This window comes from Bacillus cereus group sp. N31 (assembly GCF_016483245.1).
Classification (GTDB): domain Bacteria; phylum Bacillota; class Bacilli; order Bacillales; family Bacillaceae_G; genus Bacillus_A; species Bacillus_A toyonensis.
Genome location: NZ_JAEHCH010000021.1, coordinates 35724 through 60617 on the forward strand (window position 1 = coordinate 35724; position 24894 = coordinate 60617).

A 24894-nucleotide genomic window follows, 5' to 3' on the forward strand; every position below is an offset into this window, starting at 1 on the left:
AGAAAAAGCGCTGTAATTACAGCGCTTTTTCGTCTAAATTCTTTTCTACTTTTACTTCTACTTCTTTCGAGAAGAACCAACCGCCAACTGCGATTCCAACTAATACAATCCAGAATGTAAGTTTCCACGGAGTAGATTCTGGGAATGAATGCGGAATTACATTTAATGCAGGGTGTGCTAATGTATAGATTGCTAACTTCACACCAACCCAACCTACAATTAAGAATGCTGCAGTTTCAAGTCCTGGTTTACGTTTTAATATTTGTACGAAAGCAGTTGCTGCAAATCGCATAATGATTAATCCAATAAGTCCACCTACAAAGATAACAACGAATTGCCCAGTATCAAGACTACCAATTGTACCTAGTCCTGTTTTCGGTAAAGTCATTGCTAATGCAACAGCAGCTAAAATTGAATCAACTGCAAAGGCGATATCAGCAACCTCGACTTTAAATACAGTCCACCAAAAATTCTCTTGTTTTTTCTTTGCTTCTTTTTCTTCTGTGTCTTCATCCGTATTCTTTTTAACATACGTTTTAAATAAGTGATTACCAGCGATAAACATAAGGTAAATAGCACCGATTGCTTGCACTTGCCATACATCGACTAAGAACGAAATCATAAATAACGATCCGAATCGGAAAACAAATGCCCCCGCTAATCCGTAAAATAGTGCTTTTTTACGTTTTTCTTCTGGTAAATGTTTTACCATAATTGCAAGAACAAGCGCGTTATCAGCCGCTAAAATCCCCTCAAGTGCAATCAGGATGAGTAATACCCAACCATACTCCAATAATAATGATACATCCATGTACATTCTCCTCTCATTTCTATAAGTACTAAATAAGTGAAGAATTTCCCCACTATTTAGTTTCCCCATACTCCTGCCTATTAACTTTGGAAGAATTTGGTAATGAATACAAAAAAGACCTCTGCCGTTAATAGGCAAAGGTCTTGCTAGACATATGTAATAAAAATGCCAACAAAGCCGGAAGAACTAAGTTCTACGTAATGACGACTTTGTTTCCAAGAAATATTCTTGGACGCTACTCCCCTTTGGAGATATGCTATTGTACTCTCATTATATGGATAATTTATACGGTTGTCAACCTGTTAAAATATCTTCGTTCGGATATTTTATTTTCCGGTTCTTTTTACGTGCAAATGAAAAAGCCAATGTTAACGGTCCCATTTTTCCAAAAAACATCATAAAGATAATAATAGCTTTTCCAATTATCGTTAAGTGTGGTGTTAAATTCATACTGAGACCGACTGTTCCAAATGCTGAAAATACTTCGAAAGCACTCATCAATAGAGGAACTCGCTCAGTAATACTTAAAATTAAAATAGCAGCAAAGATAAATGAAATGGAAATAATAGTAATGGTCAATGATTTGACAATGAGCGTATCTTTAATGGATTTTTTAAACACAACAATATCATCTTGTTCTTGTAAAAATTTAAATACGCCAAAAAACATAATTAAAAATGTTGTTAACTTAATTCCACCACCAGTTGAAGCACTACCAGCACCAATAAACATAAGAAGCATCATTAATAAAAGGGAAGGTTTTGTTAATGCAGAAATATCAACGGTATTAAATCCGGCAGTGCGCGTTGAAATTGCTTGGAAATAAGCAGCCATTCCTTCTTCAAATGGGGTAAAACCTCTCATAGAAAAAGAATTATGAAACTCGAATATGAAAATAAAAACGGTAGCAATAATATTGACGATTAGAGTAGAAGAGAGCATGAGTTTTGAATGTAATGTAAGGTTTTTAAAGTTCTTTTTTCGTTTTATATCTATGATCACTGTAAAACCGATTCCACCTAAAATAATGAGAGAAGAAATAACGAGATTGACGAGAATACTATGAGAATGGGACATTAAATTATCGCTCCACACAGAAAAACCGGCGTTGTTAAAGGCAGAGATCGAATGAAAAAAACTATAATAGAACCCTTTAGCAATTCCGTATTTTGGTACCCATTCAAAAGAGAGGAGCAAAGTAGCAATACATTCTACTGTAAAAGAGAATAGAAATAATGCTTTGGCAAGACGAATGACACCGCCAATATTCGTTTGATTTAGTGCTTGTTGTAACAAAATTCGGTTCTGAAGACCGATTTTTCTGCCAAGCATAATTGCAATTAAAACAGCAAAGCTCATAATGCCAAGACCGCCAACTTGTATAAGTGTTAAAATTACACATTGGCCAAATAAGGTAAATACTTTTCCAGTGTCCACAACACCAAGCCCTGTAACTGTACAAGCAGAAACCGTTGTAAATAAGGCATCGAGCCATGAAATAGATGTTGTTGTAGCAATTGGTAGTTTTAATAAGCATGTGCCGACAAGTGATAATACAATAAAAGATAAAGTAAGAACACGAGGAGGGCTCATGCTAATATTAATCCGTTTCATCTCACATATCGTTCCTTTCAGTTTGTTCTTACTAGTATGTGAAAAAGCACTATTATGTATGTTGCAAATAGAAAGAGGCAGAGAATATCTGCCTCTAAGCCAAATGTTATAGTATTATCCGCGTAATTGTTGTTGAGCTAAAGAAACAAGACGTTTTGTTACTTCGCCGCCAACTGAACCGTTAGAACGAGATGCTGTATCTGAGCCTAAGCTAACACCGAATTCTTGTGCAATTTCATATTTAAATTGTTCAAGTGCTTGTTCTGCACCTGGAACTAGTAATTTGTTTGTTTTTACCATGTTGACACACATCCTTTTGAGTAGTCCAGTTCAGCTAAGTTAAGTACTATCTAAACTGGTAATGTTATTTTATGTGGAAACGATGTACTCATACCCGGAAGTAATCGGTGTGATTAGAAGTTCTTGGATAGAAAAAAGAGTAGCAAAATTGCTACTCTTTTTTCAGTATTGTCGCTGTACCTTCCACGACAATATCATTGGATTGATTGTAGATGTTTGTTTGTAATGTAATGATTTTTTTATCATCCCGTTTTTTAATGACTTCTGCCACTACACGAAGTGTATCGCCGATTTTGACAGGAGCACGGAATGAAACGTTTTGGGATAAATAAATCGTATTTTTGCCTGGGAGTTTCGTTCCAAGAACGGTAGAAATAAAACTTGAAACGAGCATACCGTGAGCAATACGTTCTTTAAACATTGTCGTTTTTGCAAAAGAGTCTAAAATATGAATAGGATTTACATCTCCAGTCAATTTTGCAAAATTGATAACGTCCTCATCCGTAATTGTTTTTGTTAGAGATGCTTGATCACCGACTTGAATCTCATCATAACGAAGCTCCGGAACAGTTTGTGCTTCTTGGAATGGATTCATTTTGTCCTCCTTCTTTTCCATATCGAAAAATGTAAGCCATCTTGATGTAGTAGGAGGAAGAAAGAGTTTTGTTTGTGCTGCAGTTAGTTGCCACATTTTTCTTACTTGATGGAAGTAAATAGATTTTTTGAGTTTTCCTCGAACTGCTTTGCGAGTTCTAGTTGTTTGGACTTGAACTCTCCCAAAAAAACTTCTAACTGTTTTTGAACCTCTTCGCGTTGCGATTGTTGTTGTTCTATAAAGTGTTTTGTTGTTTCTTCAAATTGACCGCTAGTTTGAGTAAGAATAGACAAAGATGTTTTTGTAGGAGAAACAGTAAGTTGATGCATTTGAGTAGAAAGCTCATTCCATTTCCCTTGCCACTCGTTAATTTGATCATTTAAGGAGTTTCCAGTTAATTGCTTCACGTAATCTGTATATTGGTTATTGAACTGAGCTGTGAATTGTTGTAGTTCTTTTTCTAGTTCATTTACTCCTGATGTTAATTTATGCAAAGCGTCTTGTTGTTGTTTTAACGTTTCTAAAGTAAGTTGCTCTAATTGTTTCCCAGCTGAAGAGAAGAGGGAAAGAGATTGAGACCAGTTTTTCCAAAATGCATCGACTAATTCGTATGGTTTAGTTTCCATTGTTTGACCTCCAAATGTTTTTTTGCATATTGTGAACGCAGATTACTCTGCTGTACCACCAGGTGAAGATGAAGAATCCTTTTCATCCTTTTCTGGAGAAGTAGAAAATGGAAAGAATGCATTGGTGTATAACGTGAAAAACGTCCGCAACATATTTTGATAATGTTCAAAAGAAGTCGCACATGTTGATAAATATTGCTCTCCATATTCAGTTAAAGAATAAATTCTTTTTGCTGGCCCTCCATCGCTTGTATCCCAAGTAGAAGAAATAAGGTTTTCTTTTTCTAACTTGCGTAGTGTTCTATAAACATTACCTTGGTCAACAGAAGAAAAGCCGATGTCCATTAGCATTTGAATGAGTTTGTAACCATGAAGACTCCAGTCTTTTAGACAGAGAAGTAAGAAAGGAACTAAGAAGTTTTTTGGCATGGAGTTTGGTTGTTTCGCTTGGTTTTTTTCCAAACTTTCTGGGTGTTCTGGTTCATTATGTAGCATGATTGTGCATCACCTCATGAATCAGTTAGATGGAATTTTTTGCTTATAAGTGCAATTTACACCTATCTGTTTTTAATGTCAATACATTTGTTGGAAAATAAAGAAAAATAAAATATAGACTTGAAGTTTTATTCAGAATATTAGAAAATAGTGAATAGGTTGAATTGTTTCAAAAACAAAAAAGGGAGTGTAGGCGAAGTGATTGATCAAAAATTCGATCCATTGCAAGCATGGAAAAATGCTTATGAACAAACCGAAACATTTTGGGGAAAAGCGCTCAATGAAACAATTAAAACAGAAGAATATTCTGCTTGGATGGGCAGCGTTCTAGACTTGAATTTGTTTTATCAAAAAGCATTAAATGATACGACAAAAAGTTATTTAGAACAAGTGAACGTGCCAACGAAAGAGGATATCGCTAGAGTAGCTACGCTTGTTATTAACTTAGAAAATAAAGTTGATAATATTGAGGAAGTTCTAGAAGAGAAAGTGGATTCGTTAGGACAAGCTCCTACATTAAAGCGTGATGTTACGAAAGTAAAACAAGATATTCGCACGTTAGAAGCGAAAGTTGATCAAATTTTAGAATTGCTAGAAAAGCAAAATGCAGTACTAGCTAAACTACAAGTACCTGTAAAAGAAGAAGTAAAGCCGGCGAATAAGCCAGAAAATAAAAAATGATAATAGCGTTTGTTTACAACGTGTAAAAGAGAGAGGGAGAATCTCTTTTTCACGTATAAACAACGAAACATAATTAATATATGGACTCTATTAGTATGAGTACCAAAATGATTCATAATAATCGTTCACAAATTCATTTAAGGGGGAAAAGAAATGGTTCAATTAAATGGCAAAGTAGCAATCGTAACAGGTGGGGCAAAAGGAATTGGAAAAGCAATTACAGTAGCATTAGCACAAGAGGGAGCAAAAGTAGTTATTAACTATAACAGCAGTAAAGAAGCAGCTGAAAACTTAGTAAATGAACTAGGAAAAGAAGGGCATGACGTTTATGCAGTTCAAGCGGATGTTTCTAAAGTAGAAGATGCAAACCGACTTGTAGAAGAAGCTGTGAATCATTTTGGTAAAGTGGATATTCTTGTTAATAATGCTGGTATTACAAGAGATCGTACATTCAAAAAATTAAATCGTGAAGATTGGGAACGCGTAATTGACGTGAACTTAAGTAGTGTATTTAATACGACAAGTGCGGTACTTCCATACATATCGGAAGCAGAAGAAGGAAGAATCATTAGTATTTCTTCTATTATTGGTCAAGCTGGTGGATTTGGACAAACAAACTACTCAGCAGCAAAAGCAGGTATGCTAGGATTTACAAAATCATTAGCGTTAGAACTTGCAAAAACAAATGTAACTGTAAACGCAATTTGCCCAGGATTTATCGATACTGAAATGGTAGCAGAGGTACCAGAAGAAGTGCGTCAAAAAATCGTTGCGAAAATCCCGAAAAAACGTTTTGGACAAGCTGATGAAATTGCAAAAGGTGTAGTATACCTATGCCGTGACGGTGCGTATATCACTGGTCAGCAATTAAACATTAACGGTGGATTATACATGTAATGAAGTAAGAAAAAAGTGCATATCCATATCAGGAATGCACTTCTTTTTTTAGAAAGAAATCGACCGAAAAGGAGATAGAAAAATGACTACATTCGTAACAGAATGGGAAAAGCAATTGGAGTTGTACCCAGAAGAATATCGCAAAGCATATCGCCGTGTGAAAAGAGCGAGCGAAATTTTATTACGCGAACCAGAACCACAAGTTGGTTTAACACCGAAAGAGGTTATTTGGACGAAGAATAAAACGAAGCTTTATCGTTACATTCCAAAACAAGAAAAAACACAGAGAGTCCCAATCTTATTAATATATGCTCTTATTAATAAGCCATATATTATGGATTTAACTCCTGGAAATAGTTTAGTGGAATATTTAGTAGATCGTGGTTTTGATGTGTATATGCTTGATTGGGGCACATTTGGTTTAGAAGATAGTCATTTGAAATTTGATGATTTCGTGTTCGATTATATTGCAAAAGCAGTGAAAAAAGTAATGCGAACTGCAAAATCGGACGAGATTTCTTTACTTGGTTATTGCATGGGTGGAACGCTAACGTCTATTTATGCGGCACTTCATCCGCATATGCCAATTCGTAACTTAATTTTTATGACAAGTCCTTTCGATTTCTCTGAAACAGGATTATATGGTCCTTTATTAGATGAGAAATATTTCAATTTAGATAAGGCGGTTGATACATTCGGAAATATTCCGCCAGAAATGATTGATTTCGGAAATAAGATGTTAAAACCAATTACGAATTTTGTTGGTCCATACGTTGCTTTAGTTGATCGTTCAGAAAATGAGCGCTTCGTCGAAAGCTGGAAATTAGTTCAAAAGTGGGTTGGCGATGGCATTCCGTTCCCGGGTGAATCATACAGACAGTGGATTCGTGATTTTTATCAAAATAATAAATTGGTTAAAGGTGAACTCGTTATTCGTGGACAAAAGGTAGACCTTGCAAATATTAAGGCGAATGTCTTAAATATTTCCGGGAAACGTGATCATATCGCTCTGCCATGTCAAGTGGAAGCTTTACTAGATCATATTTCTAGCACAGATAAACAATATGTATGTTTACCAACAGGGCATATGTCTATCGTTTACGGTGGAACAGCTGTAAAACAAACATATCCGACGATTGGAAATTGGCTTGAAGAGCGTTCCAATTAAAAATAAAAAATCCAACTAGCGTTGTGTTAGTTGGATTTTTTTATGGAAAATAACAAAACATAGAAAGGAGAAATTTACATTTTAGGAGTATAATTATGAAGCTTATGACTGGTAAGTTGTTTTGGAATAGAGGAGTTTCTGTACCTTGTTATCCAACGTTAGAAAATGATATGATATGTGATGTGCTCGTAGTCGGAAGTGGCGAAGCGGGTGCTCATATAGCGTATTCATTAGCGAAGATAGGAATGCGTGTTACGCTCATTGAAAAAAGAGCAATTGCATGTGGTAGCACAGCTGCCAATACAGGTTTATTACAATTTCTTCATGATAAATCGTTAACCTCTCTTATTCATACATTTGGGAAAGTAAAAGGGGTACGAGCATATAGGCTTTGTTATGAAGCCCTTAGAACAATGGAGAAGGTTGTACCGACTCTCGATATTAATCCCCATTTTATTCCGCGAAATAGTTTGTATTATGCGAGTAGAGATGAGGATATTTCATTTTTACAAGAAGAATATAATACGTTACGCTATTATGAATTTCCGGTTGAATATTTTACAGAGTCTGATATTAAGAAACGTTATTCATTTGCAAAACAAGCAGCATTATATACAAGCGGTGACGCAGAAGTGAATCCATATTTGTTAGCACATAGTCTTTTGCATAAAGCAAAGCAAATGGGTGCTACTATATATGAATATACAGAGGCAATACATATTAAACGAATGCAAAATGATCTAATTTGTTACACGAAGACAGGAAATAAAATAGCAGCAAAGAATATTATTATGGCGACAGGTTATGAAGCGCTTTTTGGAAAGAAAGAAAAAAATACAATAGTAGAAACGTCTTATGCAGTTGTTACAAATAAGATAGATCAGTTCGAAGGTTGGCATGAGCAATCATTAATTTGGGAAACGGCACGGCCTTACCTATATTTTCGAACGTATCAAAACCGCATTATTGTAGGCGGGTTAGATGAGGTGCTGAAAATTCAAAATATCGGTGATTCGAAATTATTGCATAAGCGTGATATCCTTATTAATATTGTAAAAGAAATGTTCCCGCAATTTAATAATATACAGGCAGAGTACTATTGGGCAGCAGCATTTGGTGGTAGTCATGATGGTCTTCCTATTTTAAAAGAAGATAAAAAGATACATAATTTATATTACGCACTGCCATATGGGGGAAATGGAACTGTATACGGAATGGTATTTGCAAAACTATTTCAGCAGTTATTTACAAATAAAGAAAGTGATGATTTTTCTTTATTTAATCGATAGAAAAAAGGTAGCGAAGTGATGGAATGAGAGATATAAAAAAGTTTTTACAAAAATTACGTCCCGTACAACTTATTGTTTTGTTTTATTTATTAGCAGTAGTCGTATCGGTAATATTACTTAGTTTACCGTTTGTTACGAAGGCTGATGTGAAATGGACATTTATCGATGCCCTATTTACATCTGTTAGTGCGGTAAGTGTTACAGGACTTTCAGTTGTTACGATTTCAGATACGTTTACAACAGCAGGAATTATTGTATTAGCTCTAATTTTACAATTAGGCGGATTAGGCATCATGGCACTTGGCACATTCGTTTGGATTATAACGGGTAAAAAGATTGGTTTGCAGCGAAGAAGATTAATTATGGCAGACCATAATCAAGGAAATTTATCGGGTCTTGTAGAATTAATGCGTTCTATTTTAATTGTAATTATTTCGATAGAAATCATTGGAGCGATCCTGTTAGGTACAAGATTTTTACTGTACTTTCCGACTTGGCAAGAAGCTTATTTTCACGGTTTCTTTGCCGCTGTTAGTGCAACGACGAACGGTGGATTCGATTTAACAGGACAATCGCTAATCCCGTACAAAAAAGATTATATCGTTCAAATGATTCATATGTTACTCATTATTTTAGGAGCGATTGGCTTCCCTGTGTTAATGGAAGTGAAGCAATTTCTTAGTAAGAAGAGAGAACAACTTTTTCGTTTTTCGTTATTTACAAAATTGACGACAACAACATTTTTTGCACTTGTTGTTGTTGGAACCATCATGATTTTTTTACTAGAACGAAATCATTTTTTAGTAGGAAAGTCATGGCATGAAACGGTTTTCTATACGTTATTCCAATCTGTGACAACGCGAAGCGGTGGACTCGCTACAATGGATATACGTGAATTGTCACAACCAACGCTTTTGTTTATGAGTATATTAATGTTTATTGGAGCATCTCCAAGTTCGGTTGGGGGCGGGATACGTACGACAACATTTGCGGTTAGTATATTATCGTTATATACATTTGCAAGGGGCGGTAGAACGGTTCGAGTCTTTAAAAGACAGCTACATGAAGAGGATGTATTAAAAGCATCTGTCGTTATGACAATGGGAATATTATTATGTGCCACGGCACTATTTATTTTATCCATTACGGAAAATGTACCGCTTATGAGTTTGATTGTTGAAGTTTGTTCTGCTTTCGGGACGACAGGTTTATCGACAGGTATTACGCCAGATTTAACAACTGTTGGTAAACTTGTACTTATTGTACTCATGTTTATCGGACGCGTCGGTATTTTAACATTTATATTAGCTAGTGGTGGAAGAGAACAACCACCTCGCTATAAATATCCGAAAGAAAGAATTATTATTGGATAGCATGAAGCCATTCTACCTGCGTTAGGTAGAATGGTTTTTTTAATCGTTAATTCCGAATTGGGGATGCATAAAAGCGTCATTTTTATTATCAACTTCTTTTTTAAGTAATTCTTGATTTTCTTCTGCAATCCACCCGATATCATTTGTAGGATGGATCCATTCATCCCCAGCCATAATGGCAGGGTCTACCTCATCACTCCAATTGTTTAAGGGGCTGTTCTCGGAATTGTATTTACTGTCTCCAATTACAACATCATATTGATTTACAAAAGGTTGTTGCATCTTTTTTCCTGTTCCTTTAAAAGAAGGGAAGTTCATTTGATGAGGGAGCGTCTCGTCTAAAATTGGCGATTGGATTGTTTCTTTCTCTTTCAAAGTAATCGCTCCTTTTTGTAATGGTTTGTTCGTATGTAGTATTTCCATCTATAAGCTCTTATGTACTTGTTAACACTTGCCAGTAATAGTTATTTCAGATTGCTCCAAACTAGAGTAGAAAGTAATTTCTTGAAAGCAGGTGAACGTATTGGTAAAAAGAAAAGTGAAACAAAATGCGGCAATTAACAATAATAAAACTCCGAAAGAAAGCTTACCAGATGCAGAATTTGCATTAGAGTATGAAGGAGAAAACAGTGCAAAGTATGCAAATCGAAATTCAAAAAAAGGTAAACAAAAATGAGGCGTTTTTTACAAACGCCTCATTTTTTTGTGGGATTATAAAGGTTTTTTTAATTATTTGTAAATTTAATATTTTCTATTAGCAGAAAAATGTGAAAAAACATAGAAGTAGCAACGTATTACACAAAAACAAACAACAAACAAAAGATTAATGTTGGTTTAATACTGCTTTTACACTAATTGTTTATATTTGAGTTGTACATAAGATTTGTAAAAGGAGAGAGAGACAGTGAAAAAAACAATCTTTAAAGCTGTAGCAACTGGAATGGTATTTTCGTTATTAATGGGGTGTGGTGCAAAGAAAGAAGAAAGTGCTGGAGCAAAAGTGAAAGATGATAAATTATCTGGATCGTTAACTGTTTACACAGCGATTGAAGAAGAGCTTGTACCGATTTATCTTGATTCTTTCAAAAAGAAATACCCGGATGTGAAGTTGAACATTGTTCGTGATTCAACAGGAGTTATTACAGCGAAATTGCTAGCTGAAGGAAAAAATACACAAGCAGATGTTGTGTGGGGAACTGCGGCGTCTAGTCTATTAGCTTTAGAGAAAAAAGATATGTTAAAAGAATACTCTCCAAAAGGATCGGATCGTGTCCTTCCGCAATTTAAAGATGATAAGAAACCTGAAAAATGGGTAGGTAATACTGCGTTTATGACGGGGATTGCTGTAAATAAAGAAGAATTAAAGAAGAAAAATTTACCGATGCCAGAATCATATGAAGATTTAACGAAACCAGAATATAAAGGAACACTTGTTATGCCACATCCAGCTTCTTCTGGAACAGGATTTTTAACAGTTTCTGCATGGTTGCAAATTATGGGTGAAGATAAGGGCTGGGATTACATGAAAAAACTTCATGATAATATGGCATCTTATACGCATTCCGGTTCAAAACCAGCGAAATTAGCAGGTGCAGGTGAATATCCAGTTGGTGTGTCAATGGTTTATAGCGCTTTAAAAGAGAAACAAAAAGGTGCACCAGTTGAAGTTGTACTGCCGAAAGAAGGACTAGGCTGGGAAGTAGAAGCGAACGCACTTATTAAGAAAGAAAATGCGAAAAATGATAAATTAGCACAAGCGTTTTTAGACTGGGCAATTACAGATGATGTAATGAAGTTATACTTCGAGAAAAATGGATTTGCGACAATTAAAAATGACTATAAACTTCCAGATGGATTCCCGAAAGATGTGACAGAAAAGTTATACAAAAAGAATGACTTTAAATGGGCAGCAGAAAATCGCGACAAAATTTTAGAGCGTTGGGAAAAAGAGTTTGGTCAAAAAGCAGAACCGAAAAAGTAAGTGAGTGGGAGAGAGAAAAATGAGCGAATATTTATCAATTCAACACATTCAAAAACAGTTTGATGCATTTACAGCGTTAAAAGATATTTCTTTTACAGTGAAAAAAAATGAGTTTGTTTGTTTATTAGGCCCGAGTGGTTGTGGGAAAACGACGTTGCTTCGCATTTTAGCAGGGTTAGAAGAAGCGACAACAGGTAGTATAGCTGTGAATGGGAAAGATATTACAGCATTGCCGCCTGGTAAGCGGAATTTCGGAATGGTTTTTCAATCGTATGCATTATTTCCGAATTTAACGGCGCTTGAAAACATTGAATACGGCTTAAAGACAAAAAAATATGGAAAAGCAGAAGTAAAAGAGAAAGCGCTATTGGCGTTAGAACTTGTTGACTTACTGAATGTAAAAGATAAATATCCTGCTCAAATATCTGGTGGACAACAGCAGCGAGTAGCACTTGCACGTGCGCTCGCTCTGTCTCCCGATATTTTGTTACTAGATGAGCCGTTATCTGCTTTAGATGCAAAAGTGCGTGAAAAGTTGCGTAGAGAAATGCGTGATTTGCAAGAAAAAGTCGGAGTAACAACTATTATGGTAACGCATGATCAAGAAGAGGCATTAACGATGGCTGATAAAATTGTTGTAATGAATCATGCGGAAATTATGCAGATTGGAACACCAGAGGAGATTTACCAAAGACCAGCCAATCCGTTTGTGGCAGATTTTATTGGTTCTATTAATTTCTTTTCGAAAAATAATGAAGAACATGCAATTCGTCCTGAACATGTAACAGTTGTGCACAATAATGGTATGAAAACTGTTGTAGAAAGCATGGAATTCCGGGGGGCTGTATACCGGACGGAAGTGCGGGTCATAGAAGAGAAAACACACCTTTATAACGAGAAAATCGTAGTGGATATATTGGCATCAGAAGTAGAAGCAACTTCTATTAGGAAAGGAAAGCAAATTCAAATCTCTTTCTCAGAAAATCATATGTTGTCATATGGAAAGAAGGTCATTGTATAGATGGAGATGTTAGAAAATTATCAGGTAGAAAATACGAAAAAAAAGATTAAGAGACGTATCGGTAAAGAAGAGTGGATACAGAGACTAGTAATTATCGGTATGCTTCTTTCATTTCTTATCATACTTGTATTGCCTTTATTACAATTGTTTACACAAGCCTTTTACGATAAAGATGGAGCTTTCGTTGGTGTTGCGAATTTCAGTAAATATTTCACAACATCAACTTTAGTTCAATCATTACAAAATACGATATGGATTTCGGGCGCGACAACAATTATTTCCGTTACACTCGCTTTCATTTACGCATATGCGATCGCTCGTACGAATGTTTTTGGAAAGCACATATTTCAGTACGTAGCGTTATTACCATTATTCGCGCCAACGATGATGCACGGTATAGCACTTACATATTTATTTGGTAATCAAGGATTAATAACGAAAGGGATGTTTGGTTTATTTGAAGGAATCCAAATACCGTTATATGGACCGGTAGGAATTGTAATGGCTGAAGTTATGTATACATTTCCGCAAGCATTCCTTATTTTATTAATTGCTTTTCAAGGATCTGACTATCGTTTATATGAAGCTTCTAATATGTTAGGAGCGAGTAAAACAAAGCAGTTTCTTACTGTTACTTTACCTAGTGTAAAGTACGGATTAATTAGTGCAATGTTCGTTGTATTTACACTTAGTTTCACTGATTTTGGGGCGCCAAAAATTGTAGGAGGACAATATAATGTGCTTGCTACTGACGTATATAAACAAGTAATTGGACAGCAAAATATGCCAATGGGGGCAACTGTCGGAATGATTTTATTAATCCCAGCTATCTTTGCTTTTGCAGTTGATCGTATTACGCAAAGAAAACAGGCGAATTTTTTATCTTCAAAAGCAGTACCTTACAGAATAATAAATAATAAGAAAAGAGATGTTATTTCGTTCGTATATTGTAGCGTAATAACGCTTATGATTATTCTTTTATTCGTTGCAGTTGGTATTGCTGCAAGTGTAAAAGTATGGCCGTATAATATGAGTTTTACATTTGAGCATTTTAATTTTTCAAGTTTAACGGGAGATGGACTTGAAGCGTTTAAAAATAGTGTAATTGTTTCAGCGGTTACAGCGGTTATTGGGGCAATTTTAACATTTGTATTCGCGTATGCAATTGAGAAAATAGACCAGCTACAATTTTTCCGAAAAACAGGTTACTTTTTCTCTATCGTACCTTTAGCAATACCAGGTTTAGTACTTGGGTTAGGCTACGTTTTCTTCTTTAGTCAACCAACAATACAAATATTTGGACTTTCCGTAACGAACCCGTTTCATTCTCTATACGGAACAATTGCTGTGTTAGTACTAGTTAATATCATTCATTTTTATTCTGTAACATTTGTTACGGCAACGACAGCTTTAAAGAAATTAGATCGAGAGTTTGAACTAGTTTCACAGTCAATGGGGATCCCGTTTTATAAAACATTCTTTCGAGTTACGGTACCGATGTGTCTACCAGCCATTTTAGAAATGGTAATGTACTATTTCGTAAATTCCATGGTGACTGTCTCGGCAGTTGTATTCCTATACGCAGCTGATTTTAAACTAGCTGCTGTGTCAATTGTAAATATGGATGATGCAGGAAATGTGGCACCAGCAGCTGCGATGAGTGTACTTGTTGTTGTTACTAATATTGTAGTAAGAGTTGTATATGAATGGGGAACGAAAGCACTTCGTAACCGAACGTCAAAATGGCAACAAAGATAAAGTGAAACTTTAATCAGTGGGGGGGCATCCCCCGCTGATTAATAGTTGAACCAATCGGAATTTTAAGGCAGCATGATTCCCGCCTAACTTCTTTGCGAGGGGGAGTCTTACTGCCTGGCGAACAGCGAGATAAATAAGAAGGGTGATGGATAGAATGAAAATAGAAGCAGTTATTTTTGATTGGGCAGGTACGACAGTTGATTACGGATGTTTTGCACCACTGGAAGTATTCATGAAAATTTTTCATAAACGTGGTGTTGAAGTTACAGCAGAAGAAGCACGTAAGCCAATGGGATTATTAAAAATAGATCATGTAAGAGCACTAACAGAAATGCCTCGTATTGCGAATGAGTGGAAGCGTGTTTTCGGACAATTACCAACAGAAGCAGACATTCATGAGATGTATAAAGAATTTGAAGAAATTCTCTTTGCTATTCTGCTAAACTATGCCACGCCAATTGATGGGATAAGAGAAGTGATGGCTTCATTACGTAAAAGAGGCATTAAAATTGGCTCAACAACTGGCTATACGAGAGAAATGATGGATATTGTTGCAAAAGAAGCAAAATTACAAGGGTATAAACCTGATTTTCTTGTGACGCCAGATGATGTTCCAGCAGGTCGTCCGTACCCGTGGATGTGCTATAAAAATGCGATGGAACTTGGTGTGTATCCGATGAATCATATGATAAAAGTGGGAGACACGGTGTCAGATATGAACGAGGGCAGAAATGCTGGGATGTGGACTGTTGGCGTAATTCTCGGTAGTAGCGAGCTCGGCTTAAGCGAGTGGGAAGTTGAAACTATGGATCCGGTAGAACTTCATGAAAAGATGGAAATAGTTCGTAATCGTTTCGTTGAAAACGGAGCTCATTTTACGATTGAAACGATGCAAGAACTCGAGAACGTAATTGAACATATCGAGAAACAAGAACTTATTATTTCATAAAAGGGGCAAAGGATCATGAATGGAAATCACTACTTATTATTAACGCCAGGACCATTGACGACAACAAAAACGGTAAAAGAAGTTATGCTATACGATTGGTGTACATGGGATGTTGAATATAACACAATGGTGCAAGATGTAAGAGCTAAACTTGTATCGTTAGCAACGAAAGAAGAAGAGAAATATACAACGGTTTTAATGCAAGGAAGCGGTACGTTTTCAGTTGAAGCAGTGATTGGTTCTGTCGTTCCTAAAAATGGAAAGCTTCTTGTTTGTACAAATGGTGCATACGGTAAGAGGATTGTGCAAATGGCAGAGATGTTACATATAAATGTGGTCGTGAGCCAAACAGAAGAGTGGGAACCTACTAATATTGCAGAAGTAGAAAAGTTATTGCAAGAAGATAAAGAGATTACTCATATTGCAGTAGTTCATTGTGAAACAACTACAGGTATTATTAATCCAATTGTAGATGTATGTAAATTAGGAAAGCGATACGAGAAGGTTACAATTGTTGATGCAATGAGTAGTTTCGGCGGGATTGAAATAGACATTGCTGATTTGCAAATTGATTTTTTAATTAGTAGTGCGAATAAATGTATTCAAGGTGTTCCTGGATTTGGTTTTGTTATCGCAAATCGTGATGAATTACTAAAGTGTAAAGGGCAAGCACGCTCTTTATCTCTTGATTTATATGATCAATGGGAAACGATGGAAGAGCAAAATGGGAAATGGCGTTTTACTTCACCTACGCATGTTGTACACGCTTTTTATCAAGCCTTGCTTGAACTAGAAAAAGAGGGCGGAGTAAGAGCACGTTGCAATCGATATTATAACAATCAAAAATTATTGGTCAACAGAATGAAAGAAATTGGATTTAAGTCATTAGTAGATGAAAAATATCAATCTCCTATTATTACATCGTTTATTTACCCACAGGGATTTGAATTTCAGGAGTTATATAACGAGTTAAAGAAGTATGGATTTGTAATTTATCCAGGGAAAATTTCGAAAGTAGATACGTTCCGTATTGGAAATATCGGTGATGTACATGAGGAAGATATAAATCGTTTAGTTGATAGTATCGCCAAAGGAGTTGTTATAGGTTGAAAGTATTTTGCTTAGGTGGAGCAGGTAAAATTTGTCGTGAAGCGATTTTGGATTTAGTTCAATTTTCATCTTTTGAGACGATTACAGTAGCCGATTTTAACGAAGAAGAAGGCCGTAAAGTAGTAGAATGGCTCAACGATCCTCGTGTTGATTTTGTGAAAGTCGATGTGACAAATCATGAGGATACAGTTGCAAAAATGAAAGGCTATGACATTGTAATGGATGGTACGACGATAAAGTTAAATGGATTGTCTACTCGTTGTATTGCGGAAGCTGGGTGTCACGGTGTGAATTTGAATGGATTTGGTGAAGAAAATGCATCACATGCTATATTTGTTCAAAATGAAAAAACATGTTTACCCGGATTTGGTATGACACCAGGTGTAACGCAAATGATGGCCATGCATGCAGCAAAGCAGCTAGATACTGTAGAGTCTGTTCGTGTAAGTCACGGTTCGTATCGTCCAATTGCTTTTTCTGCATCAATTACAGAAACAACGACATATGAATATGATCCAAATTTACCATCGCGTACAGTATATGAAGATGGTAAGTTTAAGCAAGTACCTCCTTTTGCGCGACCAAGAGAAATTGAATTGCCAGCGCCTTATGGTAAAACAATGCAGTATATCATTCCGCATTCTGAAACGATTACGTTAGCAAAGGCACTAGAAAATAAAGGTGTCAAACTGATAGAGACGAGAGGAACTTGGCCAAAGAAAAATATGCAGCTCGTACGTGCTTTATATGATTACGGCATATTGCGTAATGATCAAATTGAAATAAACGGGAAAGAAATTGGCATTATGGATTGTATTTCGCAGTATTTATTACAATCGAAAGAAGGTCAAGAGACGGAAGTATACGGTTATGCACTTCATGTAGAAGTAGTAGGTATGAAAAACAATGAGAAACAGAGACATGTATTATATCATACACATCCGTTATCTGATGGATCTATTGTAGGATGGGAAAATTTAAGAGCTTATACGAGAAACGTCGGTATTCCATTTGGAATTGCTACCGAGTTAATTGCAAATGGGAATGTAAATAAAATGGGTGTTGTTACGCCTGAAGAAGCTTTCGAAAATCCACAACTTGTTTTTGATGAACTAGAAAAGCGCGGCATTTATATTCATGAAGAGGTTTTCACTGAAAAAGAAAATTATAATTTTGTATAAGCAAGGAACTTTATGAGGTAGATACAAATGGGGTGAAGCTATGTCTGTAGTAGGAGAAGAAAGAAAGCGGACTATTCTTGAAAAAGTAGAGTTTAAAGGAAAAGTAAAGGTTTCAGAATTAGCGAGAGAATTCGCTGTATCAACAGAAACAATTCGTCGATATTTAGAAGAGTTAGATCGTGAAAAAAAGTTGAAGAAAGTGTATGGTGGAGCTGTTCAACTTCCAGGTGCCGGGATAGAGGCGCCGATGTTAGAAAGAGAAATGCTACATATAGAAGAGAAGAAAAGAATTGGTTATAAAGCAGCAACATTTGTAGAAGATGGTGATGTCATTGCAATTGATGACGGAAGTACACCACTTCAGATGGTTCCATATCTTGTTCATCGAAAAAATTTAACGATTGTTACGAGTTCTTTTCCAGTAGCGACACAATTAATCTCTTCTATTAATAAAAAGATGTTTCACGGTGAAGTTTTATTTATTGGTGGAAAAGTATCCCCAAAGCATTCGCGTGTATCAGGATCTATTTCTCAGCAAGTGATTCATCAATTTCATTTTCATAAAGCGTTTGTTTCGATTGATGGGTTATTACCTAGTTTTGGCGTTTCCAGTTTTGAATTAGAAAAAGCAAAACTGTCGGAAGCGATGATGAAATTAGCTGAGAAAACATATATTTTATGCGACCATACAAAAGTAGGTGTAAAAGGGAATTATAGAATAGCAGGATTTTCTCGTATTCAACATGTTATTTGTGATAAGAAAATGCCATATAGTTTTGAAGAAAAAGTTAAGAAGCATAATATTCAATGGACAGTGTGTTAAATAAAGTGAAAGCAGTAATGAAATAAAAGGTTTGCATTCATGCAAAAAGTGGACACATTTTCTCATTTCCTTCATATAATTTACCAATATAAAAAAGTTGGCTGAAGGAAAGAAGGGAGAATATGTCAGAGCGCATATATAATAAACTTGTATTGTATGCAAATATTTTACAAAAAATTGGTTTTATTAATGAGAAAGAAAAAAGTGAAATTCTTCATACGATAGGTAAAAAATCCCTTTGAATAAAGGGATTTTTATTGTGTATCGCTAGAAACATATTTTACATGTAATATTGCAGTTATCAATATAAGGGAATTTTATTTTGAAAAAATTATATTAAGGCGCTAGTAGTAGTAACATTAGGCGACAAAGAAACAGAGAAAGCAGATGATAACTCTAATTCATGCCATACGGAAACAAAGAATCAAGTAGATAGCCAAAATATGATAACAGATAAATAATTAAGAGAATTTGTTAATAAAAAAGTATGTAATAGAAAAGATTTAAATACACCAATTACGAAAGAAGAGTTATTGCAAGTAAAGGACTTGTTTTTAAATACGAATGAGATTATTGATTATCGTACATTGAAATATATGCCGCATTTTAAATTTTTAACAGTTGCGAATGCGAAGATAAAAGATCCGTCATTCTTTACGAACTTAAAGCAAATGAGAAAAATACGTTATTCTTTCATTAGAAGAATAACGTATTTTTTATTGTAAAATGAAGTAGGACATGGACGGCGGGATTGGTATGTGAGTAGCCTATTTTTACGAGGAGCGTTGAAATCATATTGACAAAAAAGCATTCTCATGTGATAATTCAATTAAATTTTTAGAATAATCAAAAAATATTCCTTTTACATAGAAAGGATTCGAACATTATATAAATATTACGACGGGGGTGACGAAATGTTATTTTTTCTGAAGAAATGGAATGAATTAAAAGATGTGAAATCTGAATTGGCACTTCGTGATTGGTTTTATGGTACAAAAATTAGTTTATCGTTATGTACGTCAAAAGAGCCATTAACATTTTTAGTGAATGTCGAGGGAAGAGATAAAGGATTGTTTTCAGAAGAGGATTTTATTGTTGTCAATTGCATGTGTGAGCCAGTGTTTGAAAACGAGGAAAAACCAGCGGTAGAGTCATTTATGCATGCGGATATTTATAAAAAAAGCAGTGCGGAATGTATTTTACAAGTACAGACTGTAGATAGCCATTTAATATCAGAGTTATACGGAGAAGAAAGAGAAGTAACATTCGATAAACGTAGCGTGGAACGTGTTTTTGGAAAAGAAGGTATAACAGAAATGACAATTCCAATTGTAGAAGATGAAAAGAAATTTGCTGATTTGTTAGAAAGTAATGTTCCGAATTTTATTGAAGGTGGAGGAGTAGTTCTCGTTCATAATTACGGCATGATTGTGTGGGGGAAAACGCCAGAAGAAGCGAAAAAATGGCTAGAGGGTATAGAATATTTAATGAACTATCATGTAAAGTTGTTAATGATAAAAGGTGCGAAGAGCTCTGTTATATAAAAATGTTTGCGATGTCGTTACAATTCCATAAATAAATGAAAGCGTTTTAAAAATAATTTTACTCATAAAATATAGGTCTCCTTATTATATATAGATTACATGTTGACATGTAAGGAGGAACATATTTTGCGAGTTAAATATCATTTTCTGCCAAAACAGCAGGTGACTTATTGCAAGATAAATGATACTGGTGAAAAAGCATTACAAATTATGAATGAAACGGGATTTCGAGCAATCCCTGTATTAGCAGAAGATGAGAAGCTATTCATGGGGATTATTTATAAAGTAGATTTATTAGAAAAGAAGTGTAATAGCGGATTAGAGCATGTAAGTGCAGGAGATATGTTAGAAAATTCCTCTGCATTTATTTTTGAAAAGGATTCTTTCTTCAGAGCTTTTTATGTGATTCGTCGTCTCCCATTTTTAGCGGTGCTAAATGATTATAATGAATTTGTTGGTATCTTAACACATTCCAATGTATTTGATGTTATTGAAGACTCATTCGGTATGCGGACGGGTGGTTATATATTAACAATTGCAACACAAGATTGTAAGGGAACGATTAAAGAGCTTGGGACATTGTTAAAAGCATATAATATCGGTGGGTTGTTTACGCTAGATAACGGTGATCAATATATTCGCCGTATTATCGTAAATATATCAGATGAGTTAGATGAAAAAAGATTAAAGAAATTAATCGAAAAAATAGAAAAAAAAGGATTCAGAGTGAGTCATGTAGATTATATTTAAGTGAAAAGGAAAGGTACCAATCTGCTATATGTAGAGTGGTACCTTTTTTTTCGTGTAAGTGATGAATTGTCTCCCACTATTTTTGGGAGCACCGCCGCCCGTAAACGCCCGATTGGTGAGGGCTAATAATTAGTGGTGAATGCCCCGCTAATTAAAGTTTCACTTTATTTTGAAACAGCAGGTGGAGATAATGCTAAATCAGACAAAAAAATAAAGTCTGCATGCTCGCGAATTTTGGGAATAGAGGTTTCTATAACACGTGATGTAATTTCACCTGGAGGCCCAACGTGTCCGATAGCTACCATAATTGGTTTTTCTTGAATTTTTTTGATAAGTAATTGAGCTTGTTTTGAAATATGTCCTGCTGTATAAACATCATCAAAAAATAGTTGGTTTTCAATAATAGGCACCCCTAATTCTTTTCCGATTTGTGGGACGACACTATTAGGGTTTGTTTTGCTATCTAAATAAAATAAACCGTGTTTTTTACAAGCTGTAAGTATAAGACGTACAATTCTTTCGTCAGCTGTTACTTTTGATCCCATATGATTGTTCATTCCAATTGCATGCGGTACTTCTTTAATCGCTTGTTCGAGTCGGTTGTTTATTTCTTCATCGCTTAAATCAGTTGTAAGTGCTTTTGGTCCAAGCCATTCTTTTTTACCTTTAATAGGTTCCATTGGCATATGTATAATAACTTCATGGCCTTTTTTATGGGCTGCTATTGCATCTTCTTTTGTAGAAGGAAGGAAAGGCATAACAGCAACAGTCAGTGGAATGGGAAGTGATAACATTTTATCAGTTCCCTTCATATTATTTCCGAAGTCGTCAATGACAATAGCTACTTTATTTGTATGGGCATTGGCTTGAATCGGAAACAAGAAGGATGGTAAGAACATAGTAAAAATGAGCAATGCAATCGTATATTTGTGCATATAAATATTTCCTTTCTATTTTATCCCGCTATTTGCGGGCAGTAAGATTCCCACCTCAAAATTCGGCTGGAGCAAAGAAGTTAGGGGGGAGATCCACTGCTCGTAAACGCACGATTGGTGAGTGCTAATAATCAGTGGGGGATGAACCCCCCCACTGATTAAAGTTTCACTTTATCAATCATTATTATGTTTTGCGTTTTTATATAAATTAAACAAAAAATGTCGAAGAAAAGTATATGTTAAATAGAGAAACCGCTATTTAATTGGTATTTGTAAAAAAAGAAGATGAAAAAAATGTCTATTATTGCGAATGTATTTACAAAGATAGAATAATTTGTAATAATTCTCAAAGTGAGGGTAAAGATTTGTAAATTACAGGGAGAAAATGTTTAATTTTCTGATTCTTCAAATTTGAATATGATTAAGCAGGTAAAAGGTCAATAATGAAGTTGAGAGCATGGAAGAATAATAAGGGGGATATGGATGTTTACTGTAAAAAGGAAGTACACATTAGAAAAGCTTTCACGTGATATTCATATGAAGCGTGAAGAAATGATTCAACTAGGATTAACAAGCGGGTTAACTAGTAGGGAAACAATTCAAGTTAGTCAAGAATTGGACAAGCTTATTTTACAATACCAGCGCTATAAAGAAAAACAAACAACAAAATGGTTTTCCATTATAAAGGTACCTATTTTCCAAATCGGATATGAAGGAAAATCGAATAATTTTTGGCGAATGCTTGTGGCGGGTTTTATGAAATAAGTATAATTACCCTTTTGTGATAAGGATAATTATACTGTATGTAACGGTATCTCGATATGAACTGTCGTTCCTTCGTTTTCTTTACTGTCAATAAAAATATGCCCATCGTACATCTCTACAATTCGTTTACATATGACAAGTCCAAGACCTGTTCCAGTATCTTTATTAGTAAAGAACGGATGAAAGAGGTGTTTTTGAATATGTTTTGGAATACCTTTTCCAGTATCAATAATTTGCAATTGTGCGTGTGTTTCATTGTCTGTTACGACAATGGTTAGTGTGTCACTAGAAGTCATGGCTTCAATTGCATTTTTTGTAATGTTTAAAACCACTTGTTTCATATGGTCTTTTGAGCAACGGATATGAACAGGATGGTCTGGCAAATGTAGATGGAATACAATGTTATGTAGATTCGCCTCAGATTGAATAATCAATGCTACCTCATTTAGAATAGTTCTCACATCATATGTTTGTTCAATGATAGCAGTTGGCTTTCCAAGAATAAGGAATTCACTTACAATTTCATTAATTCTCTCTATTTCTTGTTCGATGATGGAAAAGTAAAACTGATCCTGTTCATCTTTATATTTTTCTTTTAATAGCGCAACGAGTCCTTTAATTCCCGTAAGAGGATTGCGGATTTCGTGGGCTGTACTCGCTGCAAAAGTTCCAACCAATTCAATTTTTTGCAGTTCATTTTGTTGTCTTTCCAGTTTTGTTTGCCGTTTTAATAACATATATTGAGCGAGTAAAAATAAGATAGACATTAAAAATAAAGTAGCTATACATTCTATTGCAACCCATTGGTATAAAGTTTGCTTGTGGATAGGTAATGGAGAAACAGAGACCTTCCAATTTAACCTTTGGAGTGGGGTAGTGAGCATATTAGAATGCGCATCGCTTGTTTCATTATTGTCATCAGTTAGAAAAACTACATCATGTTTATCAGTTACTTCGAAATGGTATTGTGGTTTAATAGCATTTAAAGAAGATGAAATGTAGTCAAAGCGTAAACTTGCTAACAATAAGCCTGAGAGTTCCTTCTGTTTGTTAAATATTGGGGAAGCGATTATAATAGCTTGATGTCCAAGGACGCGATCTGTAATGACGGATGATACAGTTGTTTTCTTAGTTTGTAATGCGTCTTGAATATACTTGCGGTCTGAGACGTCTACAGGTCTTGATTCGCTTTCTGATGCGATGGTAATGATTCCTTCTGGTGTAACGTAATATAGACCAGAAAAGCGCGCATCGTTTCCATCTGTATCATGCACAATTTGTTTAATCCCATTTATGTTACCAGTTTCGGTACCTACGACTTTTGCAAGCATTTCTAAGGCAGAAATTGCTTCACCAAGGTGATGATCTAAATAGTCTCTATATAAAAAGAGAACCGTATGAGCAGATGTTTTGTTTTCCTGCTTCATTTTATACGTATGATAGGAATAAAATGTAGCACCAATCACTATCGTTGGTAGGATAACAAGCAATATATATAAAACTATGCTTTGGAATTTGACTTTCAAATGTGGTACTCCTTCTTTTTTTATTATCATTATATATAAACTATGTTAAAATTGTCATGTTTTTATTCAAGAATCATTCGTAATATATTAGGGGAGAAGAAATGGATGAGTGAATGCTCATTCGGAACTCACATGAAGTATTAAGCTGTATTTTCTTTTTATTGCTGAGAATTTAAGTGAAGGGTTGAAAGTTGTATGACATCAAATAATGAACGAGAAGATATTTCTCAATCTTTAAAAGTATTTATTGCATTATCTCGTGTACACCGTTCTGTTATGGATACTACAAATAAATCTATACAAAGTAACGGGTTAAATCCAACTGAATTTGCTGTATTAGAACTGCTATATCATAAAGGTGGTCAACCACTTCAGCAAATTGGTGAGCGTATTTTAATAGCTAGTGGCAGCATTACATATGTTGTAGATAAGTTGGAAAAAAAGGGATTAGTAAAGAGAATCCCATGTCCGAATGACAGACGTGTTATTTATGCGCAATTAACGGAGTCTGGGGAGAGCTTCATTGCTTCTATTTTTCCAGGGCATGAGCAAGTTATACATCAGTCTTTTGAAATGTTAACGAAGGATGAAAAGGATGAATTACTTGATCTGTTGAAAAAAATTGGAAAGTATGAAAAGTGATACTATGTTCCAAAGGAGCTTTGGATAAAAAAATCCAAGGCTTTTTTGCATATAAGTAAG

The 24894-nt window shown here is 35.1% G+C and carries 26 protein-coding genes, 1 pseudogene and 1 riboswitch; of the genes and pseudogenes, 18 read left to right on the plus strand and 9 right to left on the minus strand.

What is annotated here, in order from left to right:
• Positions 1 to 16: 16 nt before the first annotated feature.
• The 6 genes from JDS81_RS21915 to phaQ all read right to left on the minus strand — a co-directional run bounded on the left by JDS81_RS21915 (position 17) and on the right by phaQ (position 4441).
• Complete coding sequence (locus tag JDS81_RS21915; RefSeq protein WP_000383309.1) at positions 17 to 811, minus strand: TerC family protein; 795 nt, start codon at positions 809 to 811, stop codon at positions 17 to 19.
• Positions 812 to 901: 90 nt separating this feature from the next.
• A riboswitch (yybP-ykoY riboswitch) is annotated at positions 902 to 1067 on the minus strand.
• A gap of 38 nt (positions 1068 to 1105) precedes the next feature.
• Complete coding sequence (locus tag JDS81_RS21920) at positions 1106 to 2425, minus strand: TrkH family potassium uptake protein (protein ID WP_000822354.1); 1320 nt, start codon at positions 2423 to 2425, stop codon at positions 1106 to 1108.
• 114 nt (positions 2426 to 2539) lie between these two features.
• Positions 2540 to 2725 (minus strand): alpha/beta-type small acid-soluble spore protein, encoded by a 186-nt coding sequence (locus tag JDS81_RS21925; protein WP_097954216.1) that lies wholly within the window; start codon positions 2723 to 2725, stop codon positions 2540 to 2542.
• 151 nt (positions 2726 to 2876) lie between these two features.
• Positions 2877 to 3320: a MaoC family dehydratase gene (locus JDS81_RS21930; RefSeq protein WP_097954215.1), complete on the minus strand. Its 444-nt coding sequence runs from the start codon at positions 3318 to 3320 to the stop codon at positions 2877 to 2879.
• Between the two features lie 101 nt (positions 3321 to 3421).
• The gene (phaP, locus tag JDS81_RS21935) at positions 3422 to 3946 is read right to left on the minus strand and encodes a polyhydroxyalkanoic acid inclusion protein PhaP (RefSeq protein WP_000448600.1); all 525 of its coding nucleotides are present in this window, start codon (positions 3944 to 3946) and stop codon (positions 3422 to 3424) included.
• Positions 3947 to 3988: 42 nt separating this feature from the next.
• Entirely contained in the window at positions 3989 to 4441 is a 453-nt protein-coding gene (gene phaQ, locus JDS81_RS21940; protein ID WP_000903016.1) for a poly-beta-hydroxybutyrate-responsive repressor, read from the minus strand.
• 198 nt (positions 4442 to 4639) lie between these two features.
• On the opposite strand from phaQ, the gene phaR reads away from it, so the two are divergent.
• The 5 genes from phaR (at position 4640) to JDS81_RS21965 (ending at position 9849) form a co-directional block, all read left to right on the plus strand.
• On the plus strand, positions 4640 to 5122 hold the full coding sequence (gene phaR, locus JDS81_RS21945; protein WP_000566959.1) for a polyhydroxyalkanoic acid synthase subunit PhaR: 483 nt from the start codon (positions 4640 to 4642) through the stop codon (positions 5120 to 5122).
• Positions 5123 to 5275: 153 nt separating this feature from the next.
• Entirely contained in the window at positions 5276 to 6019 is a 744-nt protein-coding gene (locus JDS81_RS21950; RefSeq protein WP_000250411.1) for an acetoacetyl-CoA reductase, read from the plus strand.
• Between the two features lie 82 nt (positions 6020 to 6101).
• On the plus strand, positions 6102 to 7187 hold the full coding sequence (phaC, locus tag JDS81_RS21955) for a class III poly(R)-hydroxyalkanoic acid synthase subunit PhaC (RefSeq protein ID WP_000206839.1): 1086 nt from the start codon (positions 6102 to 6104) through the stop codon (positions 7185 to 7187).
• Positions 7188 to 7282: 95 nt separating this feature from the next.
• Positions 7283 to 8476 (plus strand): NAD(P)/FAD-dependent oxidoreductase, encoded by a 1194-nt coding sequence (locus JDS81_RS21960; RefSeq protein WP_097954214.1) that lies wholly within the window; start codon positions 7283 to 7285, stop codon positions 8474 to 8476.
• A 23-nt stretch (positions 8477 to 8499) separates the two neighbouring features.
• Complete coding sequence (locus tag JDS81_RS21965) at positions 8500 to 9849, plus strand: TrkH family potassium uptake protein (RefSeq protein ID WP_001204697.1); 1350 nt, start codon at positions 8500 to 8502, stop codon at positions 9847 to 9849.
• 39 nt (positions 9850 to 9888) lie between these two features.
• On the opposite strand, the gene JDS81_RS21970 is transcribed toward JDS81_RS21965, so the two are convergent.
• Positions 9889 to 10272 (minus strand): DUF3905 domain-containing protein, encoded by a 384-nt coding sequence (locus JDS81_RS21970; protein ID WP_000404293.1) that lies wholly within the window; start codon positions 10270 to 10272, stop codon positions 9889 to 9891.
• A 100-nt stretch (positions 10273 to 10372) separates the two neighbouring features.
• Here JDS81_RS21970 and JDS81_RS21975 point away from each other — a divergent pair, with 100 nt between their 5' ends.
• From JDS81_RS21975 to cbpA, 11 genes and pseudogenes are all read left to right on the plus strand, one after another.
• Entirely contained in the window at positions 10373 to 10525 is a 153-nt protein-coding gene (locus tag JDS81_RS21975; RefSeq protein WP_000240799.1) for a hypothetical protein, read from the plus strand.
• A 228-nt stretch (positions 10526 to 10753) separates the two neighbouring features.
• Positions 10754 to 11830, plus strand: coding sequence for a putative 2-aminoethylphosphonate ABC transporter substrate-binding protein (locus JDS81_RS21980; protein ID WP_097954213.1), 1077 nt, complete (start codon positions 10754 to 10756; stop codon positions 11828 to 11830).
• 19 nt (positions 11831 to 11849) lie between these two features.
• On the plus strand, positions 11850 to 12851 hold the full coding sequence (locus tag JDS81_RS21985; protein WP_088055439.1) for a putative 2-aminoethylphosphonate ABC transporter ATP-binding protein: 1002 nt from the start codon (positions 11850 to 11852) through the stop codon (positions 12849 to 12851).
• Positions 12852 to 14609 (plus strand): putative 2-aminoethylphosphonate ABC transporter permease subunit, encoded by a 1758-nt coding sequence (locus JDS81_RS21990; RefSeq protein WP_142312452.1) that lies wholly within the window; start codon positions 12852 to 12854, stop codon positions 14607 to 14609.
• Positions 14610 to 14763: 154 nt separating this feature from the next.
• Positions 14764 to 15558 carry a phosphonoacetaldehyde hydrolase gene (gene phnX / locus JDS81_RS21995; RefSeq protein ID WP_097954212.1) on the plus strand — a complete coding sequence of 265 codons (795 nt, stop codon included), beginning with the start codon at positions 14764 to 14766 and terminating at the stop codon, positions 15556 to 15558.
• Between the two features lie 15 nt (positions 15559 to 15573).
• The gene (gene phnW / locus JDS81_RS22000) at positions 15574 to 16668 is read left to right on the plus strand and encodes a 2-aminoethylphosphonate--pyruvate transaminase (RefSeq protein ID WP_097954211.1); all 1095 of its coding nucleotides are present in this window, start codon (positions 15574 to 15576) and stop codon (positions 16666 to 16668) included.
• Entirely contained in the window at positions 16665 to 17849 is a 1185-nt protein-coding gene (locus tag JDS81_RS22005) for a saccharopine dehydrogenase family protein (RefSeq protein WP_097954210.1), read from the plus strand. Before phnW ends, JDS81_RS22005 begins: the two co-directional genes overlap by 4 nt.
• Before the next feature lie 40 nt (positions 17850 to 17889).
• Positions 17890 to 18672, plus strand: a complete 783-nt coding sequence (locus JDS81_RS22010; RefSeq protein ID WP_097954209.1) for a DeoR/GlpR family DNA-binding transcription regulator — start codon at positions 17890 to 17892, stop codon at positions 18670 to 18672.
• 356 nt (positions 18673 to 19028) lie between these two features.
• A pseudogene (locus JDS81_RS30545) lies at positions 19029 to 19355 on the plus strand (NEAT domain-containing leucine-rich repeat protein); the annotation flags it as partial.
• Between the two features lie 231 nt (positions 19356 to 19586).
• Positions 19587 to 20216, plus strand: coding sequence for a class II aldolase/adducin family protein (locus JDS81_RS22020; RefSeq protein WP_000896003.1), 630 nt, complete (start codon positions 19587 to 19589; stop codon positions 20214 to 20216).
• A 126-nt stretch (positions 20217 to 20342) separates the two neighbouring features.
• Positions 20343 to 20966: a cyclic di-AMP binding protein CbpA gene (gene cbpA, locus JDS81_RS22025; protein ID WP_001264225.1), complete on the plus strand. Its 624-nt coding sequence runs from the start codon at positions 20343 to 20345 to the stop codon at positions 20964 to 20966.
• A 164-nt stretch (positions 20967 to 21130) separates the two neighbouring features.
• Here the strand turns inward: cbpA and JDS81_RS22030 are convergent, their stop codons facing one another.
• Entirely contained in the window at positions 21131 to 21901 is a 771-nt protein-coding gene (locus JDS81_RS22030; protein WP_097954208.1) for a divergent polysaccharide deacetylase family protein, read from the minus strand.
• Positions 21902 to 22384: 483 nt separating this feature from the next.
• Between JDS81_RS22030 and JDS81_RS22035 the strand changes: the two genes are divergently transcribed.
• Entirely contained in the window at positions 22385 to 22666 is a 282-nt protein-coding gene (locus tag JDS81_RS22035) for an aspartyl-phosphate phosphatase Spo0E family protein (RefSeq protein WP_097954207.1), read from the plus strand.
• 29 nt (positions 22667 to 22695) lie between these two features.
• Here JDS81_RS22035 and JDS81_RS22040 read toward each other — a convergent pair whose 3' ends face one another.
• Positions 22696 to 24192: a DUF3149 domain-containing protein gene (locus JDS81_RS22040; protein WP_087949129.1), complete on the minus strand. Its 1497-nt coding sequence runs from the start codon at positions 24190 to 24192 to the stop codon at positions 22696 to 22698.
• 195 nt (positions 24193 to 24387) lie between these two features.
• Between JDS81_RS22040 and JDS81_RS22045 the strand changes: the two genes are divergently transcribed.
• Positions 24388 to 24834: a MarR family winged helix-turn-helix transcriptional regulator gene (locus tag JDS81_RS22045; protein WP_000203343.1), complete on the plus strand. Its 447-nt coding sequence runs from the start codon at positions 24388 to 24390 to the stop codon at positions 24832 to 24834.
• The last annotated feature ends 60 nt before the right edge of the window (positions 24835 to 24894 follow it).